Raw genomic sequence first — 20,722 nt, forward strand, 5'->3', positions numbered from 1 at the left:
GTGTTGTAAAGCTTAGACTATATTTTTGTCAATTTCAAAAAAGCAATCAAAGGGAGATAAATTGCTATTTAAAGGAGGACATTCTGCTATTTAAGCTTCCAGTTCTAGGTTAGGCAAAGAATTTTGATATTTTTGTTATTCCTGCCAAAATGAAAAACTTACCATGTTGAAACACACTTTACTCCTTTTTTTATTTTCTTTTTTCTGCACCAAAGCTATTGCTCAGCCTCAGGGCGTTTTGACTCATTTTTCGAATGATGGTAAGTTAAGTCAATCAAGAGTTTTAGGTATTCAGCAGGATAAAAAAGGATTCATCTGGCTGGCTACTTTTAATGGACTGATTCGTTATGACGGAAATACTTTTAGAAAATTCAAAGTCGGACAAGATGATACTCCATTAAACATACAATCCAATCGTGTTTCCAAATTTATTTTTGATAACAATGGAAGAATCTGGATTCAATCGGAGAAAAATGATGTTTATTATTTTGATACCAATGAACTAAAATTTCATAATCCGATTGAAGGTAAATCAGATGAACTTGTTTTGGAGCAATTCAAAATTATGCGTTCGGGCAGAACATGGTTATTTCCAAAAGATAAAAACGAAATGATAGCTTTTGAAAGTAACGGACAAATTAAAAAAGTTAGTTTCAATAATATCAGACATTTTGGAAAAATTATAGATGTATTGGAAGATAAATTAGGAACAACCTGGTTCTTGACAAACTCCGGAATCAGCAGATTATATAAAGGAAATAAACAGCCCGAATATTTCTTTACTAATGCATCTCAAGAAACAATAAAAGCAAATTCGTTTAATATCGCTGTTGAAACAAAGGATGATCTTTGGTTTGGAGGAAATCTGGGAAAATTTATCCGATACAATAAAAAATCGGCCACTTTCTTTGATTTGGATTTAGGAATTAAAGATGATATTCTGCTTTTAAAAGCAATAGGCGATAGCAAAATTTTGATTGTAAAAAAGAAGGAAGGTTTCTGTACTTACGATATTAAAACAGGGAAAATCAATAATTACAATAGCACTACACTAGCGAGGCTTCCGCAAGAAAGCATCAATTTTTTAGGACTTACAGATTCACGCCGATTTTGGTTTGATACCCCAAATTCAGGAATATTTATGTTTGATCTGATGACCGAAAACTTGAAGAAACTAGAAGTAGATCCCAGCGAACCTTCTGCGGCAGCGGGCAGACAAAAAAGTTTTCTGCTGACTTCTCCAAATGGAACCGTTTGGCTTCAGTCTGGTAAAGGTGCTTTTTCGTATTGGGATGAAAAACAGAACAGATTGTTTTCTGTTATCAGATGTATTAAAGAATCCAAAGAAACATTTTCAGATGTAATGCATACCGCTGCGTTTGATAAATTGGGAAATCTTTGGTTTTGTTCTCATAAACAAGGTTTAGATTTAATCGTTTTTAATAACAGTAATTTTCTAAAATTAAATTTAAGTGCGTCAGGAAATCATAAAAAGCACAATGTAAGAAGTTTGATGGAAGACCGAGAGAAAAATCTCTGGGTTGCCAGTCGTGACGAGAAAATTGAAATTTTTGATTCTCAAAAAAGAAGAATAGGAAATTTAGGATCTGATGGTACTTTGTCTCCAAACAGTCCTGGCTGGGGAGCAGATATTTATAGTATGATGCAGGATGCCAAAGGCCGGATATGGATTGGAACAAGAGGGAACGGTGTTTTCTGTCTGACCCCAAAACCGCTTTCTTTCAGCTTCAGCGTCAAACAATATAAATATGATAAAGACGATAAATACAGTATTAGTTGTGATGATATTTACAAAATCTTTCAGGCATCAAACGGGCAGATTTACCTTGCAACTTGGGGAGGTGGACTTAATTTGATTAAAGAATCTGCTGGCAAAGCGAATTTTATAAGTTACAGAAATGAACTCAAAAATTATCCAATTGGCAGAGCAGATAAAGTGCGTTCGGTTGTGGAAACTAAAGATCATAGAATTTTCTTTGTTTCATCGTACCGATTATTTTCTATAGCAGGAGAAAAGCTATCAGCTGATAAAATGCAGTTTAAAGATCATTTTCAGGCTTCGGGAAATGATATTTTGGATATTATCGTGACTTCAAACGGTCGATTGGCATTATCAACAAACGGGAAAGGAATGATTCTGGTTGATGTCAATAAACAAGATCAGGTTAAAGCAGAAACATTTTGGAGCGAAAATTTCGGATTTCCATTAGAAGGTGTTGTGGGTATGGCGGAAGATAAATTTGGAAAAATATGGCTCATGGGCGATAATCAGATTGTACGTTTTGATCCTAAAAATAACAGCAGTGAAACTTTTCCGGAATTAAAATCTATTATAGGAACCGAGATATTCTCAGAAGCAACCAAATGTCGATTATCCAATGGTGAAATCGCAGCAGGTTATTCTGATGGAGTAATTTATTTTAAACCAGATGCGATTAAACCTTCAAAATTCAAACCTTATTTAGCGATTTCTGGATTTTTGGTCAACAATAAAGAATTGTTTGAAGTAAATCCTGAAACACCAAAAAATCCAGATCTTTTGAAAGAAGTTGTCTTAAAACACGATCAGAATTTTTTCAGAGTTCAGTTCTCAGCTTTAGATTATATCAAAAATGAAAATATTGTTTACCGATATAAACTAGAAGGAATCGATAAAGACTGGAATTATCTTAAAGGAGGTCAGTCGATTAATTATACCAATTTAGGAAGAGGAACTTATACCTTAATAGTATCTTCTACAAACGGACACAATTTATGGCTGGAAAATGAAAGACAAATTAAAATAACAATTAAGCCTTCTATTTGGGGAACATACTTTGCTTATTTCTGCTATTTGGTATTGGCTGTAGGTTTGTTTTTATTGGTGAGACGTGCGATTTCAACAATCTTAAAACTGCGAAATGATGTACGAGTAGAAAAAGAAGTTAGTGCCTTAAAACTAAATTTCTTTACTGATATTTCACATGAAATTCGTACACCACTTACGATGATTACCGCCCCTTTAGAAGTAATGCTTTCAGATAATAAATTAGATGAATCGTCAAAATCACAGCTTCGGATTATTGAAAAATACAGTAACAAATTATTGAATTTAGTCAATCAGATTCTGGATTTTAGAAGAATGCAGGACAGAAAACTGGAAGTTCGCGAAATTGATTTGGGAGAATTTGTTACAGAAGTTTGTGAAGGTTTTACAGAAGTAAGCCTGCGCCGAAATATACAACTAAAAGTGAGTATTGGCGGGAGCAAAACACATATTTGGGCAGATCCTGATAGTCTGGATAAAATTTTGGTCAATCTGCTTTCCAATGCTTTTAAATATTGTAAAAAAGGAAATTCTATCGAAGTTAAAGTAGAAGAAACGGAGAAAAATGTTTGTTTAAAAGTGATTGATAATGGTCCTGGAATTAGTGCTGTAGTTCAGAAGAAACTATTTGTCCGTTTTTCTAATTATAATGAAAACCCTTTTAATCCAAGTACAGGAATCGGACTTTCAATTGTAAAAGATTCAGTTGAAAAACACGGAGCGGAAATTTCAGTTGAAACCAAATTAGGAAAGGGAAGCAGTTTTGAAATTAATTTCCAAAAAGGCTATGATCATTTTTCTGATGATGTAGAAATTCATTTTGATGAAACAGACGAACATTTTATAGAAGATATTCAACCAAATGAAATAGTAACTGAAGAATCGGTTACAGAAGAAATAAGAGAAAAACCAGTTGGTTTAATAGTAGAAGATGATCCCGAATTGAGAAACTTTATTCTTTCTATTTTAAAAGAGGATTATACTATTTATACCGCTGAAAATGGAGCAGAAGGCCATGTAAAAGCTGAAGAATTATCGCCGGATTTTATAATCAGTGATATTATGATGCCTGAAATGGACGGAATCGAAATGCTTAAAATTATTCGAAACAACTTTGCGATCAGTCATGTTCCTGTGATTTTACTGAGTGCAAAAACGGCTATCGAAAGTAAATTAGCCGGAATGGAATATGGTGCAGATGATTATATTACAAAGCCTTTTAATGTGAGTTTCTTAAAAGCAAGAGTAAAGAATGTTTTGGAACAGCGCATTCGTTTACAGCAGTTATATTCAACAGGAAGTATTGCGCAAATTGCAAAAGAAGAGCCTTTACAGATTTCAGATAAAGACAATAAGTTTATGCTGAAAGTGATAGAGCTTGTAAAAGAAAACATTTCTAAAACTGATTTTTCTGTAGATGAATTAGGAAAATTAATGTGCATGTCACGGGCCAGTTTCTTTAATAAATTGAAAGATGTTACAGGAGTTTCTCCGGTTGTTTTTATAAGAGACATGAAATTGAATGAGGCGGCGAATCTTCTGAAAAATGAAGATTTATTAATTAAAGAAGTCTGCTTTGAAGTCGGTTTCAGTGATTTGAAGTATTTCGGAAAATGTTTTAAATCAAAATACAATTATACTCCTGCAGAATATCGACGACAATTTCGCTGAAAATAGTGTGATAAAATTTAAACACATAGAAATATAGAATTTTCCGCTAGATTGATTAAGTATATAAAAAAAATGACAAATCATTTAACACATAGATCTATGTGTATTGATGAAAGTGAAACGCCTTTTTTAGACAAAGAAAATCTATGTTTCTATGTGTTTAAAAATTGATTTTTGAACTCGTTACCTGTAGTAACGAGTTTTTTTATTTTTAAGAATTTCTTTGTTGTGATATGTGTTTTTATTTGTGAATATTTTTTTACATAAAATAAAAAATGACATTGATAATTAGTAAAAATATATGTTTTTAAGGTGAAATAGCGATTTAACCCTTTTCGAAAAGCAAAATTTACCCCTCATTACAATACGCTATATCTAGTTTTGCTTCATAATCGGAAATGATTTTACTAACTAACCTTAAAACCAAAATTATGAACCAAACCAAATTCTTAACTCAACTCTCAAAACCAAAATCTATACGCTGTAGTTATAGAAAGTTCGAAAAGCAAAATAGTAGTCATCTTTAAATTTTGCTATTATGAAAATCATGAAACAATTAATATTTGGAGCAGGAGTATTGCTTTCAATATTAAGTTCTTGTTCAAGTGACGATTTTAAATACGAAAGCTCTACTGTAAAACTATTAGATTTTCAATTAAATGATGTGCCTTGGAACCTGAATGTCGGAATTTCTACAAGACCGCTTTTTGTGTACAAAGACAACGGAGAGTATTTTGCCAACTACAGTTCGCTTTATCCTTTTTCTTTAGATGATGGAAAATACAAATTTGTAGCCTCAGATTATCCAGCGGAGATGATTCCGTCTCCAACAAATCTGAATGACCTTATTGTACCACAGCCGGCATTGGCCAATCAGCATGTGAATCTTTCGGACGCGATGCCTTATGCTTCGCCTTTTGATCAACCGCTTACATTGAATATTAAGACTAGAACAGGAATACTTCGTTTAAAATCTTTGGATGTAAATGCGGATAGAAGTTACACGACTATTAAAACTACCATTTCTATAAAACGAAGCGGCTACAAAGTTTTAGATGGTACTTATGTCAATGAAGATATGTTCGTAACCAGAAGCAAAGCCACAACCAGTGGTGGCGTTAATTATGCAGAAGATTTTATTCTGTTTCAAACGGGTGATCCTGCAAACAATGTCAAAATTAAAATCGAATGTTTGGATCAAAATCAGCAGGTTGTTAAAACAAAAGAGATCGAAGGAACTTTTGCGATTGAAGCCAACAAAGTCACAAATGCTGATTTTTATTTGAACGCACTTTAAAATGCTGCTTTCTAAAATACTTGCAAAATATAATTGGCCTCTTTGATGGATTTCATAAAGGCGGGAACATGCTGTACGATGTATTGTCATATTAGCTTCTTAAAGTTCCTTCTAAAATCCAATATTCTGGCCTTCAAAATAATTAAAGAAATATTCTAGTTATGAAGATAAAAAAATATATCTGGAGCATTTTAGCAGTCTTATGTCTGACATTTGGTGCTTATGCTCAGAAGCGTGTTACTGTGAGCGGTACAGTGAGGGATAACATGGGGCTTATTCCCGGCGCAACTATTATTGTAAAAAATGAAAATACCAATACCGTTACCGATTTTGACGGTAAATTTAGTATTGCTGTTAATGACCCGGCAACAGCAGTTTTGATTGTCAAATTTATTGGTTTAACGGATGAGACGGTGGCCGTAAAAGGACGTACTTCAGGAATTACGGTTCAAATGAAAGAATCGAACAGCGAATTGAATGAAGTAGTAGTTATTGGTTACGGAACTCAAAAACGTAAAAACTTAACAGGAGCCGTTGCCAGTATAAAAGGAACGGAACTGGCCAAAGTACCAACAGCAAACGTAGCCGAAGCTTTGACAGGAAGACTTCCGGGAGTTCAGGTTACTACTGTTGATGGTTCGCCTGGAGCAGAGGTGAAAATTAGAATTCGTGGAGGAGGATCTATTACAGAAGATAATTCACCATTGATTTTAGTCGATGGATTTGAAGTTGCGAATCTAAATGATATTCCACCAACTGATATTGAATCGGTAGAAGTTTTAAAAGACGCGGCGTCAACAGCGGTTTACGGTGCGCGAGGAGCAAACGGAGTTATTATAGTTACGACTAAAGTGCCAAAAGCAGGAAAAGTTCAGGTAAACATTCATAATTATACGCAAATTAAAACGCTTGCCAATCATTTGGATGTAATGGATCCATATGAATTTGTGATGTTGCAGTATGAGAATGCGCGTAAAGGAAGTTCTAATCCAACCGGATTTTATAATCAATATGGAAAAGCTAACGAATTATATATTTATAAAGGAAATAAAGGTATCGATTGGCAAGATGAAATTTTCGGAAGCAACCCAATTGCCAGATATACAGATATTAATGTGAACGGAGGAAGCGAAAAAACAAAATTCAAATTCACGTTTGTAAATCAGGATCAGCCGGGAGCTTTGGTAGGAACTGGAATGCGTCAGAATTATGTTTACCTGATTATGAATACCAAGCTGACGGATAACCTTTTGTTTGAATATCAAACGCGTTTAACCAATCAGACTATTGACGGTTCTGGTACAGATGGCGTGAGTCTGCTTAGAGCTTTACGTGAAGCGCCAACAGGAGGTTTGGAAGATTATATGACTTTACCGGATGACAACACCTATTTTGATCCGGAAGATTATCAAACAAAACCTCGTTTTAACCCATTAGAAGAAGCAGAAAAAAATTACCGTAAACGTATTACGAGAATCTTCAATACACAAGGAGCCTTGACTTGGACAATCCAAAAAGGACTGACATTACGTTCTTCTTTTGGTTACGAATACAAATATGCAGAAGACGGACGTTTCTGGGGAACCGATACGCGTACTGCAACCGATAATAACAACTTGCCTGTAGTATATTGGTCCATGACACAATCGCCACGCTGGCAGTTGAATAACGTATTAAACTACGGATTCAAAGTAAAAGAGCGCCACGATTTTCAGTTGATGATCGGACAAGAGATCAAAGATCAGGAATCTAAGGCTAAATTTTATCGTTCCCGTTATTTCCCTGATGATATTTCGGGGCCAAAAGCTTTAGATAACTTGGCATTAGGAACTCCTTTTGATAATGGTTCATTGGCTGAATCTCCAAACAGAATCGCTTCCTTTTTCGGAAGAGCCAATTATGGTTACGATGATCGTTACTTATTTACATTCACGGTTCGTACCGACGGTTCTACAAAATTCGGCCCTGATAATAGATGGGGCGTTTTCCCTGCGGGAGCTTTTGCGTGGAGAATTTCAAACGAAAGTTTCTTAAAAGAGAGTCAGACGGTTTCTAATCTTAAACTTCGTTTGAGTTATGGAGCTTCAGGAAATGACAGAATTAAAGCCGATTTATATGCGAAATATTATGGTGTTTCCAGAGATCGTTCTATAGGCTGGGGAGAGCAAAATCAATATTATTATAATTTTTACAACAGTCAGTATCTGAACAATCCAAACGTAAAATGGGAAACGACATATACAGCAAACGCAGGTCTTGATTTTGGTTTCTTCAAAGAAAGATTAACAGGAACACTTGATTTCTATTACAATAAAGTAAAAGATTTACTGGTGCCTTCTGATATTGCTTCAGTTTCGGGTTTTACCAAAATGATGACGAATGTTGGACAAACTTCTAATAAAGGAGTTGAATTGGCTCTTAACGGAAGTGTAATTAGAAAAAAAGACTTTCAGGTTGATCTGACTTTCAACATTGGTTACAACAAAAATAAAATTGACAAACTGGCAAGCGGAGAACAGGAATGGATTTTAAGTTCAGGCTGGGCAGGAACTCAATTATTAAATGACGATGATTACCGTGCGTATGTCGGCGGAACAAAAGGTTTGATTTACGGTTTCGTAAATGACGGATTCTATACAATGGATGATTTCGAATCTTTCGATGCTGTGACCAGAGTATGGAAACTAAAAGAAGGAGTTGCCAATTCGAAAAACCTTTCAGGTGATCCGGTTCCAGGAAATGCTAAGTTTAAAAAATTAACTCCTCTTGACCCTTCTGATCCAAACAGCTATGTTATTGGGGATAAAGACAGAAAAGTGATTGGAGATACAAATCCTGATTTTTCTGGTGGATTTGGTGTTAATGCAGTTTGGAAGAACTTCGATTTAACAGCATTCTTCAATTTCATGTATGGTTTTGATGTGTACAATGCCAACAAGATTATGATGACCTCTTTCTACTCCAATAACCAAAACAATTTTGGAATGGAAGTAGGACTGGATAAACGCTGGAGAAATTATGACGACATGGGGAATGATCTTCGTTATTCTCCGGAATTATTAGCAAAACAAAACGAAAATGCTACGATGTGGAATCCGGTAAGTATTGGTCGTCCTATTGCGATGTCTTATGCTGTTGAAGATGGTTCTTTCTTAAGATTAAATACGTTGAGTATTGGTTACACCATTCCAAAACAGCAAAGTAAAGCAATTGGTTTAAGCCGAGTAAGATTGTATGCTACTGGAAGTAACTTGTTTGTTTGGACAAATTATTCAGGATATGATCCGGATATCAATTTAGAAACCGGTCTTACGCCAAATATAGATTATAACGCTTATCCAAGAACACGTAATTACGCTTTTGGAGTACAGCTGTCATTTTAATTAAACGAATTAAATCACAAAATGATGAAAAATATAGTATTAAGTTTTCTGTTAATCTTTGCACTGACTTTTACAGCGTGTGAAGAGTACTTAGATGTACAGCCCGGATCAGGTTTTACTCAGGCAGAAGTTTTTAAATCAGAAAAAGACATACAGTCTGCTGTTGCAGGAGTTTATACCCTAATGCTTGCAGAAGATGCCTATTCCAATCGTATAGCTTTTGTTTTTAATACCAATACCGATGTAGAAATGGCTGGTGTTTCGACAAATACAGTAAACGGAAATGGTTCAGATATTGCCTGTTATGACCCAAAACCATATTGGACAACTTTAAACTCAACCTGGAGTGCCATGTATAAAATTATCAATATGGCGAATGATGTTATTGAAGGAATCGAAAGTTCAGATTTGTACAAAACAGACCCGAAAACACAGCCTTCTAACGTAATGCAGATGTATGGTGAAGTAAAAACTATTCGTGCAATGGTTTATCTGGATATGATTCGTATCTGGGGAGATGTTGTTTTTAGAACTAAATCTTCAACAGGAGATGAGAATTTTGCTGTGGGAGTTACCGACAGAAATACCATTTTAGAATTCCTTATTGACGATTTAAAATCAGTTGAACCTTTGATGAAAAATGCCAGCGAATTAGATTATGGCGTAGAACGTGCTTCAAGAAGTTTCAATCAGGGATTGATTGGTTTACTGGCTCTTACTCGTGGTGGATGGACACTTCGCCCGGACGAAAATAATCCAGCGAACATTGGTCATATGGAAAGAGGAAAAAACTATGAACAGTATTATGATATCGCAATCCAGTATTTAGACAAAGTAATTCAGGGCAAACAACACGATTTAAAATTAGGTTTCAGAGAATTCTGGATCAAACAAAACAATTGGGAAACTCCGGTTAATGATGATGTGATTTTCTCTATCGCCATGTTGAAAAACTCTTCCGGAGAATATGGTTATTTAGCCGGAATTCCTATTGCGTCCGGGAATCATCCTTATGGATCAGCTTCTGGAAATCTAAGTTTATGCGGTGAATATCTTTTTTCATTTGATAATAAAGATTTAAGGAGAGATGTTACTTGTGCTCCTTATGGTTACGACCTAAATTTAAATCAGGAAATGCGTTTGGGGATAGCTCGTTTAGCCGTTGGAAAATGGTCTAAATTATACATGACCAGTCCTTTAGGGGGCACTAGCGAAAAAGGAACGGGAGTCAATTATTCCTGGATGCGTTTTGCCGATGTATTGTTAATGTATGCCGAAGCTGTAAACGAACGTTTTGGCCCGCGCGAAGATGCCAAAGAATGTCTAAGACGTGTAAGAAGAAGAGCTTTCGCGCAAGCCGATTGGGGAGCTAAAGTGGATAATTATGTAAACGCTCAATCTTCACCAGAATTATTCTTTAAAGCCATTATGGACGAACGTAAATGGGAATTTGGAGGAGAAAGCAAACGTAAATTCGATTTAGCACGCTGGAATAAATACAGTGAAGTGGTTTACAACCAGTATTACAAATTATTCAACTGGGGACGTGTTGCGAATGGAGCGTATGTTCCGGGAATCGATCAGGTTCCGGGGAATGTCTACTATAAATTGGTTACAGATCCTGCTAACTCAAGCAGAAAAATTCTGGATATACAGGGAATTAATCAAATCCTGACGGCAAATCCTGCTGGTTATACTGTACATCCTTTCGCGATAAGCTGGTATTCCTTAAATAATGATACGGCGAGTTACGAACCGATAAATGAGATCAAATGGAGTTTTAGAGGATTTATAAATTATAACAATTCGTCATCGGTTTCACCAAATAATCCGTTGCGTTATTTATGTCCTTATCCATCAAAAGTGATTACAGATCATCGTGGAGCCATTCAAAATTATTATGGTTTTAATTTTTAATTGAATCAATCATGAAAAATTCAAAAAAACTAATTTACATTTTATCCCTTATCGGATTAATTGTTTTTGGAGAAATACTAAAATCCTGCGACAATGATGAATTTCGCTATAAACCTGTGGAAGATTTATTTCAGCCAAAATTTGTGCTAGCAGCGCCTTTGGTAAAAAGTAATTCAATTGCTGTGGTTTGGTACAAAGTAAACGACGCGGCGTCTTATACAGTAGAATTACATTTAGACAATTATTACAAAAGTTTGTACAAATCGTACACCACGACAGATACGCAGATTTTAATGGATGATATTCCGTATAAAACCCAGTTTTATATCAGAGTAAGATCGAATCATGTAAACGGAGCACACAATTCGCAATGGGCTTATACAAACGCCCTGACAGAAGATCGCCCGCCTTTTGATCCTATTTTAAATGCTGTCGAAAGAGTAAATATTACGGAAACAGATGTTACAGTAACTTGGGCGGTTTCTTCAAAAAATCCTGTAGACAGTATTTCGGTACAGCCGGCACAGTCATTAGAACTTCCAGCTATCGGACGAAAATTAACTGCGGATGAAATATCTAAAGGAGAAGCAACAGTTACCGGTTTAGAAAAGAATACTTTATACAACTTAAACATTTTCGATAATATTAAACCGAGACGTTATGACAAACCATACAATCAGGTTTCTTTCCGTTCTGCCGGGCCTTCAGCTTCTACTATTATTGTGGCAAAAGGAGATGATTTAGATGCTATTTTGAGAACCAATAATGATGACCCAACTATTCCCGAAGGAACAGAATATTTCTTAGAAGCGGGTTCGTTGTTTAAAATTACGCCGTTTACCATCTCCAAAGGATTTAAACTGACAGGAGGAACTCAGGGAGAACGTCCTCAGATTGAAATGAACGGAAACTGGAATATTGCCGAAGGTTCTTATTTGTCTTCTTTAGCATTTGAGAATATTCGCTTCTATCAAACCATTGATGCAAGTTATTTCTTTAACAGTGGAACGGCTTGGAAAATTGATCAGATTACTTTCTATAACTGTGTTTTCAATTATTTCAAACGTGGTTTCTGGAGACATCAGGGGAATGGTAAATACAAAGAAATCGGAAATTTTGATATGAGTTATTGCACATTCGATCAGGTTGGAGGACACACTGGGCCTTACGGAACATTTGCCTTTGGTTCTGCCGGAGCTGATAATGTGAAAAAAGCGGTTTTCTCCAATTGTACTTTCATGAGAGATTATTATCAGACAACAGATCAAAACCGAAACTTCAAAAACCTTTGGGATTACGGTACATCGGCTTATCCAATTCATTTAGAATATCAGAATATTACGATTTACGATTATGCTTATAACAGAGCGTTAATCAATATTCCGTCTGCTGTAGGATCTACGTTGATCTTTAAAAATGTATTATTAGCTTCTGCCTGCGGAAAAGTGATTCAGGCCATTGGAGCCAATACAACAAGTACATACGGCAATAATTATACAACAACAAATTATCTGTTAGGAGCTTCTGCTATTCAAGGAACAGAATTAGGAGTCAGTGCACAGAATTTATTTGTCGATCCGGCAAATGGAAATCTGATGATTAAAGATTCTAATTCTCCAATTGTGACCAACAGAGTAGGAGATACAAGATGGTTACCATAAATTTTGTTAATTAAGTTAAGTGGTTTCAGTACTCAGGAAGTATCCTTGTGGTTGGGGATACTTCTATGTACTGATTTAATTAATGAAAAGAACTGAGATGGTCTAAATACCAAAAATGTTTTTAGATCAATGAATTATTTATAAAAAGGAATACGAATGAAAATCAAACAATTACTGTTGTCTTTAGCCTTATTAGGATATCTAGGAGCAGGAGCGCAAGGCTGGAATGCCGATTTAGGAAATGGAAAATATAAGAATCCTATTTTACATGTAGATTACTCTGACCCGGATGTATGTGCTGGTAAAGATGGATATTATATGACCGCTTCAAGTTTTAACAGCATTCCCGGACTTCCGATTCTTCATTCAAATGATCTGGTTAATTGGGAGTTAGTTGGATATGCGTTGCAGGAGCAAATTCCCGTTGAGCATTATCGTACCGTTCGTCATGGTGATGGCGTTTGGGCGCCTTCCATTCGTTATCATGAAGGTGAATATTATATCTATTGGGGAGATCCTGATTTTGGCATTTATATGGTTAAAACCAAAGATCCAGCAGGAACTTGGGAGAAACCCGTATTAGTAAAAGAAGCCAAAGGAATAATCGATACTTGTCCGTTTTGGGATGAAAACGGGAAAGCCTATTTGTCTTATGCTTTTGCGGGAAGTCGTGCGAATGTAAAAACAGTTTTAATGCTCTCAGAAATGGCATTCGATGGTACAAAATTAATTAGCAATCCAGCATTGGTTTTTGACGGGCATAAGGGACACACTACGGTAGAAGGTTCTAAAATGTACAAACGCGACGGTTATTATTGGCTGATGGCTCCAGCAGGAGGTGTAAAACCGGGATGGCAGTTAGCGATGCGTTCTAAAAATGTCTGGGGACCTTATGAATTCAAAGTCGTATTGCATCAGGGAGACACTCCAATGAACGGCCCTCATCAGGGCGGTTATGTAGAAACACCAAATGGTGACGGATGGTTTATCCATTTTCAGGATAGATGGGCTTATGGTCGAGTGGTAAATCTACAGCCTGTAACATGGAAAGACAATTGGCCAATTATGGGAATTGATTCGAATAAAGATGGAATCGGCGAACCTGTTTTAGAATGGACAAAACCGAATGTAGGTAAAAGTTATCCTGCAACGCCTTTAGTGACTTCAGATGAATTCAATGGTCATCAATTGGGGTTACAATGGCAATGGCAGGCGAATCTGGATCCTGCAAAACACTGGGGATGGTCTTCGGCTAATTTGGGTTTTATGCGTTTGAATTGTGTTCCGAGAGAAGATAATGTAAAAACAATGTGGATGATGCCGAATCTTTTATTACAGAAATTCCCCGGAGCAAATTTTACTTCAACCACAAAACTAACATTTGAAAATAATCCCGAAGCAGGAATCAGCAATTCTGGTTTGATTGTCTTTGGAGAAGATTACGCTTATATCGCTATTGAACAGGATAAAACTGGATATTTAAATTTAGTTCAGCGTTCCCTGAAAAATGCCCGTACTTCTAAAGAAGGCGAAAAAGAAATTGCTGTAATCCCTATTAACAAAAAAGAGGTGTATTTGCGTGCCAAAGTAGAAATGATTCAGAACAAGGAACCCTTTGATGCCAGAGTTACTTTTTATTACAGTCTGGATGGTAAGAGTTTCAAAAAGTTAGGAGAATCGTTTAAGCCAAGCGCAGGAAGATGGGTTGGTGCTAAAATTGGACTTTTTGCTTCGGGAACAAAAGCGATTAACGACAGCAGTTATGCCGATTATGATTGGTTTAGAATAGAAGAAAACTAATAAATTATGATATATAAAATAAAATACTGCTTTCTCGTTTTGTTGGTTCATTTGGTTTCGTTTGGTCAATCCCAAATAACACCAATTGAATGGGCTAAAAAAATGGCAGATTCTGATCAAAAAAGAGTTCCAAATCCGGTTTATCTGGATGGCGTGAAATTTCCAAAATGGAATTATACCAATGGTTTGGTAACGCTTGCCAATCAGCAGTTATATGATTATACTAAAGAACAGAAATATTGGGATTACGGACTTTCGTATGCCGAACAGCTTATTGATAAAGATGGAAAAATTGGCGGAGGCTATGAACTCGATAAATACAGTTTGGATTTAATCAATTCAGGGAAAATACTTTTTGAGATTTATAATAAAACCAAAGACGAGCGCTATAAAATAGCAATGGAAATGCTTCACAAACAGCTCGAAGGTCATCCAAGAAATTCAGACGGCGGTTATTGGCACAAAAAAAGTTATCCGTGGCAAATGTGGCTCGACGGTGTTTATATGGCAGATCCTTTTTCGGCACAATATGGTTCAGTTTTTAATGATTTGAAAGCGATTGATGATGCCATTTTGCAGGCAGAATTAATTCATAAACATACTTATGAACCTAGAACAGGCTTAAACTTTCATGGTTATGATGAAAAGAAAGTTCAGTTTTGGGCGAATAAAACTACTGGAACTTCTTCGCACGTTTGGGGACGTGCGCAAGGCTGGTATTGTATGGCATTGGTTGATATTTTAGATTTTGTGACGGAGAATCATCCGAAACGAAAAGCGTTAATCCAAATTCTTCAAAAGGTTTATGGTGCTGTTTTAAAAGCGCAGGATTCTAAAACAGGCGTTTGGTGGCAGGTTATGGATCAGCCGGGACGAAAAGGAAATTATCTCGAATCGACCTGTTCTACCATGTTTGTTTATTCATTTACGAAAGCTTATAACAAAGGTTATGTAGACAAAAAGTTTTTGAAATCAGCACAAAAAGGTTTTAAAGGAATCTTGAAAGAATTCATCAAAGAAAATTCAGACAAAACCATTTCAATTACAAAATGCTGTGCGGTTGCTGGATTAGGAGGTAAAAATCCGCAGGATCGTGATGGTTCATTTGACTATTATATTTCAGAACCCATTAGAGAGGATGATGCAAAAGCGGTTGGGCCTTTTATTATGGCGGGTATCGAACTGCAAAAAACTTTAGACAAAAAATAATGTTTCCCAAACCACAATAGTTATGATAAAAATTAAAACAGCTGTCCTTGTTGGAATGGCATTATTCACAGCAGTTTCCTGTACCAATTCAAAAGTTGGAACTACTAAAATAGCATCCGAAAAGAAAGATAATCTCGCAGGTTTAAAACTTCCTTTTAAAATGCCCGAAATACAGATTCCGATTTTTAAAGCAGATACTTTAAACATCGTTGATTTTGGAGCAGTTCCCAATACAGAACAACTTTGTACAAATGCGATTAATACCGCAATAGAAAAATGCTCTCAATCAGGCGGTGGTGTTGTGGTTATTCCGTCAGGTTTATGGACAACAGGGCCAATCAAGATGAAAAGCAATGTAAATCTGCATACCCAAAATGGTGCTTTTATTTCTTTTACAAGTGATTTAAAACAATACAAACTGATTGAATCTTATTTTGAAGGCAGTAAAGTCATTCGCTGTGAATCGCCGATTATGGGAATTGATTTAGAAAATATAGCCATTACAGGCGAAGGAATTTTTGATGGAAATGGCGCTAAATGGAGACCGGTTAAAATTGGAAAAATGACTGCCGGACAATGGGATGAACTGGTAAAATCGGGTGGTGTTTTATCTAAAGACGGCAAAATCTGGTATCCGTCAAAAGGAGCTTATTTGGGTAATGAAGAAAAAGACAAACTGCCTAAAAGACAGACAGTAGAAAACATGGAGCCTTATAAAGAAGCGCTTCGTCCGGTTATGGTCAATTTTGTGAATTGTAAAAAACTGCTTTTAGATGGCGTTACGTTTCAAAATTCTCCTGCATGGAATGTCAATCCGTTAATGTGTGAACATCTTACATTGCGTAATTTGACGATTAGAAATCCGTGGTATTCACAAAATGGCGATGGATTGGATTTAGAATCCTGTCGTATCGGATCGGTAACCAATTGTCGTTTTGATGTTGGAGACGATGCAATTTGTATTAAATCAGGGAAAGATAAAGAAGGCAGAGACCGTGGAAAACCAACAGAATTCTTCGTCATTACCGATTGTGTTGTGTATCACGCACACGGCGGTTTTACGATTGGAAGTGAAATGTCGGGAGGGGTTAAAAATATTTATGCCAAAAACCTAACGTTTAACGGAACAGACTGCGGACTTCGTTTTAAATCGGTTCGAGGACGTGGCGGAGTTGTTGAAAATATTTGGATGGAAGATATTCGAATGAACAATATTCCAACAGATGCCATCAATTTCAACTTGTATTATTTTGGAAAATCACTGACAGAGGATAAAGAGACAGGAGAAGTAGCAGTGGCAAAAGAACCAGTTTCTGAAGAAACGCCAGCATTTAAGAATATGTACTTCAAAAACATTTATGTAAACGGAGCCTCTCAGGCTATGAAAATTATGGGAATTCCGGAAATGCCTGTTGCAAATATTCAGTTCGAGAATATGATTATTCGCGCAGATGTTGGTATTCAAATGAATTATGCCAGTAAAATCGACTTTAAAGGTTTGGATTTAAGACTGGATAAACCCGGAATTGCGGTGAGTTTTTCAAACAGTCAAAACGTAAATATTGAAGGCTTTAAATCAACAGGCGAAAACCAAATGTTCTGGGTCGGCGGAACTGCGACGAAAGACATCACATTAAACAGCGAAGGCAAGAAAATGATTTGGGATAAAGACGTAAAAGTTTTGGAAGCGGTTAAAAATGAAGTGAAAATTAACTAAGGGGAATAATGTTAAACACATAGAAACATAGACTTTTAGTGCAATAAAGAATGCAAGAGAGAAACATATTTCTTTCATATAACCATGTGCATTTAAACTAGTGAAACGCCTTTTTCAAGGTTGCAAAATCTATGTTTCTATGTGTTTTAAATATTTTCAAAAGAGTAATAATCAAGAATAGCAAAATGATGATTTTAAACTTTTTAGCAACGGCAGTTTTCTTTGTCAATTTTTCTTTAAATGGAAATTCTAATAAAATTCAGTATAAAGAAAAGACAGACGATGTAAAATCTAAATATGATATTGTCGTAGATGTCAATGGAACTGGAAATTTCAAAACCGTTCAGGAAGCATTTAATTCAGTTCCTTCATTGAAAACAACTGAAACCAGAATCTTCGTGAAAAATGGTATTTACAAAGAAAAGTTAGAATTGCCATTAGACAAAAACAAGATTACTCTAATTGGCGAAAGCAAAGAAAAAGTAATTCTCACTTATGATGATTATGCTTCCAAGTCAAATGGAGCAGGCGGGACAATTGGAACTTCCGGTTCGGCTAGTTTTATTATTACCGGAAATGATTTTAAAGCCCAGAATATCACTTTTGAAAATGCATCAGGCCCAGTTGGACAAGCCGTTGCAGTTCGAATTGATGGAGATCGAGTGATTTTTGATAACTGTAAATTCTTAGGTTTTCAGGATACTTTATATCCAAGAGAAAGCAACAGCAGACAATACTATAAAAATTGTTATATCGAAGGAACAACCGATTTTATTTTCGGAGGTTCGACAGTGATATTTGATCAATGCGAAATCTTCGCTAAAAAAGGAGGTTCTTATATCACGGCCGCAAACACACCAGAATCAAACCCATACGGATTTGTATTTCTAAACTGTAAGCTTACAACCAATTCAGGAGATAGTTCTTATTTCTTAGGAAGACCCTGGAGAAATTACGCCAGAACGGTATTTATAAAATGTGAAATGGGTTCACACATAAAACCTTTGGGTTGGCATAATTGGGGAAAACCTGAAGCTGAGAAAACCGCTTTTTATGCCGAATATCAATCCACAGGAAAAGGAGCAAATACAGAAGCGAGAGTCAATTGGTCGCATCAGCTTTCATCGGAACAATTTAAAAAGGATTATACAATGAAAGCGATTTTTAAAGATTGGAAACCGAATTGAGTTTTAAAAAATTTAAACACATAGAAACATAGTTATTAGGAACGTAAAAAGGCGTTTCACTAGTTTAAATGCACATAGCTATGTGAAAGAAATAGGATTCTCTTTGGTACCCTTTCCAGATAATAGAATCTATGTTTCTATGTGTTTAAAAAAAATATCCGCATCAGATTAAAAATAAAGATATGAAGTTTCAAAACAGAAAATTAAAAGCAGTAATTATTGGGGTTTTCATCTTATTGTTTCAAAAGATGGATGCACAGTATTTGAAGGGAATTACTCAAGTCAGAGATACTTCTTTCAATAATAAAAGTGCTTTCAAAAAAACATTGAAGTATTTTCCAAACACCGCTTTGGTTCCTGAAATGCATTTTGATTTTGTGGAGCAGAAAAATAATATCGTGTATCAGAGTTACGGAAAACGTAAAATGAAACTCGATGTTTTTTTCAATAAAAATAAAAAAGAAAAACAAACAGCGATTATCATTATTCATGGTGGCGGATGGCGTTCGGGCAGTAAAGAACAGCATCATCAAATGGCGCAGAAACTGGCCAGTTTAGGCTACGTCTGTTTTACACCAGAATACCGACTTTCGACAGAAGCTCTTTTTCCTGCAGGCGTTTACGACATAAAAGCCTCTATTCGCTGGGTAAGAGAAAATGCTTCGAAATACAATGTTGATCCTAACAGAATTGTTTCTTTAGGTTTTTCGGCTGGAGGAGAATTAGCTGTTTTTATGGGCGTAACTGGAAATATGCCTTTGTTTGAAGGAATTACAACCAATTCAGATTCGAAATCTCAGATCAATGCTATTGTTGATATTGATGGAACATTATCGTTTGTACATCCAGAAAGTAGTGAAGGAAATGATGAAAAGAACATTTCGGCAGGAACCTATTGGTTTGGATATTCCAGAAAAGACAATCCAAAACTTTGGGAAACGGCTTCTCCTTTGAGTTATGCAGGTAAAGCAACTCCGCCGACATTATTCATCAACAGTTCGATTGCTAGAATGCACGCAGGACGAGACGATTTCAGAAAGATTTTGACTGAAAACGGAATCTATTCAGAAGTTCATGAGTTTGAGAGTTCTCCCCATTCATTCTGTCTTTTCAATCCTTGGTTTGAACCAACTATTCAATACATCCATACATTTTTAACGAAAGTCTTTAAATAAACAATTATGAAATCAAGATTCATTATTTCCATTCTCTGTATGACTTTAGCCTTTGCTATTATGTCTTTTATAAAACCAAAAGCAAGGACTACAGTTTACTTAATTGGCGATTCGACGGTGGCTGATTATGCCAACAATTACGAAGAAGGAAAAGATTATATGAAAACCCGTTATCCTGTTACAGGCTGGGGACAAGTATTTCAACAGTTTTGGTAAAAGACAGTCTAAAGAAAATCGATAAACTAATTAAAACCGACAGCGCTTTTGTAGATGACAGGGCAAGAGGCGGTAGAAGCACACGTACATTTTTCCAGGAAGGAAGATGGCGTTCGGTTTATGAAAATCTTAAAAAAGGGGATTTAGTTCTAATGCAATTCGGTCATAATGATGGCGCTGAAGACAAAACAGAACGATACGTAAACATAGAAGGCTATAAAGAATTTCTAAGACTTTTTATAGAACAGACCAGAGCGAAAGGAGCTAAACCAATCCTGTTAACTCCGGTTGCCAGAAATTTTCCATGGAAGGAAGGAAAACTTCAGAATGTTCATGGTTTATATCCTGATGCAGTAAAAGAAATAGCCAAAGAACTAAACGTACCGCTAATTGATTTAAACCAAAAATCAATGGATTTTTTTACTAAGAAAGGTCAGCCTTATGTAAGTGAAAACTATTTTATGAATTTCCCCGCCGGCTTGTATGAAGCTTATCCAAACGGACAGAAAGACAATACGCATTTTCAAACTAAAGGCGCTGTAGAAGTAGCCAGATTAGTTTTTGAAGGAATGAAAGAATTAAATTAAAAACACACTTTGCGCAAATTGGAACACAGATGAAACAGATTCGTTATCACGAAAACACGGATTTACACTGATCTT

The 20,722-nt window shown here is 35.9% G+C and carries 12 protein-coding genes; all 12 read left to right on the top strand.

Features of this window, described 5'->3' with window-relative positions; translation table 11 throughout:
* Positions 1-163: 163 nt before the first annotated feature.
* The 12 genes from GSY47_RS02660 (at position 164) to GSY47_RS02710 (ending at position 20,647) form a co-directional block, all read left to right on the top strand.
* Positions 164-4,498: a hybrid sensor histidine kinase/response regulator transcription factor gene (locus GSY47_RS02660; RefSeq protein WP_179006156.1), complete on the top strand. Its 4,335-nt coding sequence runs from the start codon at positions 164-166 to the stop codon at positions 4,496-4,498.
* Positions 4,499-5,045: 547 nt separating this feature from the next.
* A complete protein-coding gene (locus GSY47_RS02665) occupies positions 5,046-5,795 on the top strand; it encodes a hypothetical protein (protein WP_179006158.1) in 750 nt (249 codons plus the stop codon).
* 161 nt (positions 5,796-5,956) lie between these two features.
* Positions 5,957-9,178, top strand: a complete 3,222-nt coding sequence (locus GSY47_RS02670; protein ID WP_218651435.1) for a SusC/RagA family TonB-linked outer membrane protein — start codon at positions 5,957-5,959, stop codon at positions 9,176-9,178.
* A gap of 24 nt (positions 9,179-9,202) precedes the next feature.
* Positions 9,203-11,095 carry a RagB/SusD family nutrient uptake outer membrane protein gene (locus tag GSY47_RS02675; protein ID WP_246611241.1) on the top strand — a complete coding sequence of 631 codons (1,893 nt, stop codon included), beginning with the start codon at positions 9,203-9,205 and terminating at the stop codon, positions 11,093-11,095.
* A gap of 11 nt (positions 11,096-11,106) precedes the next feature.
* Entirely contained in the window at positions 11,107-12,756 is a 1,650-nt protein-coding gene (locus tag GSY47_RS02680; protein ID WP_179006162.1) for a DUF5123 domain-containing protein, read from the top strand.
* 156 nt (positions 12,757-12,912) lie between these two features.
* The gene (locus GSY47_RS02685; RefSeq protein ID WP_179006164.1) at positions 12,913-14,556 is read left to right on the top strand and encodes a glycoside hydrolase family 43 protein; all 1,644 of its coding nucleotides are present in this window, start codon (positions 12,913-12,915) and stop codon (positions 14,554-14,556) included.
* A 6-nt stretch (positions 14,557-14,562) separates the two neighbouring features.
* Positions 14,563-15,765, top strand: coding sequence for a glycoside hydrolase family 88/105 protein (locus tag GSY47_RS02690; RefSeq protein WP_218651436.1), 1,203 nt, complete (start codon positions 14,563-14,565; stop codon positions 15,763-15,765).
* A 22-nt stretch (positions 15,766-15,787) separates the two neighbouring features.
* The gene (locus GSY47_RS02695) at positions 15,788-17,482 is read left to right on the top strand and encodes a glycoside hydrolase family 28 protein (RefSeq protein WP_179006166.1); all 1,695 of its coding nucleotides are present in this window, start codon (positions 15,788-15,790) and stop codon (positions 17,480-17,482) included.
* 185 nt (positions 17,483-17,667) lie between these two features.
* Entirely contained in the window at positions 17,668-18,669 is a 1,002-nt protein-coding gene (locus GSY47_RS02700; RefSeq protein ID WP_218651437.1) for a pectinesterase family protein, read from the top strand.
* A 182-nt stretch (positions 18,670-18,851) separates the two neighbouring features.
* Positions 18,852-19,844, top strand: a complete 993-nt coding sequence (locus GSY47_RS02705) for an alpha/beta hydrolase (RefSeq protein WP_179006168.1) — start codon at positions 18,852-18,854, stop codon at positions 19,842-19,844.
* 6 nt (positions 19,845-19,850) lie between these two features.
* On the top strand, positions 19,851-20,060 hold the full coding sequence (locus GSY47_RS26110; protein WP_246611242.1) for a hypothetical protein: 210 nt from the start codon (positions 19,851-19,853) through the stop codon (positions 20,058-20,060).
* Positions 20,054-20,647, top strand: coding sequence for a rhamnogalacturonan acetylesterase (locus GSY47_RS02710; protein WP_246611243.1), 594 nt, complete (start codon positions 20,054-20,056; stop codon positions 20,645-20,647). The genes GSY47_RS26110 and GSY47_RS02710 overlap by 7 nt, the downstream gene beginning before the upstream one ends.
* Positions 20,648-20,722: the final 75 nt, after the last annotated feature.

Origin of the sequence: Flavobacterium quisquiliarum (genome assembly GCF_019308285.1) — a bacterium.
GTDB lineage: Bacteria > Bacteroidota > Bacteroidia > Flavobacteriales > Flavobacteriaceae > Flavobacterium > Flavobacterium quisquiliarum.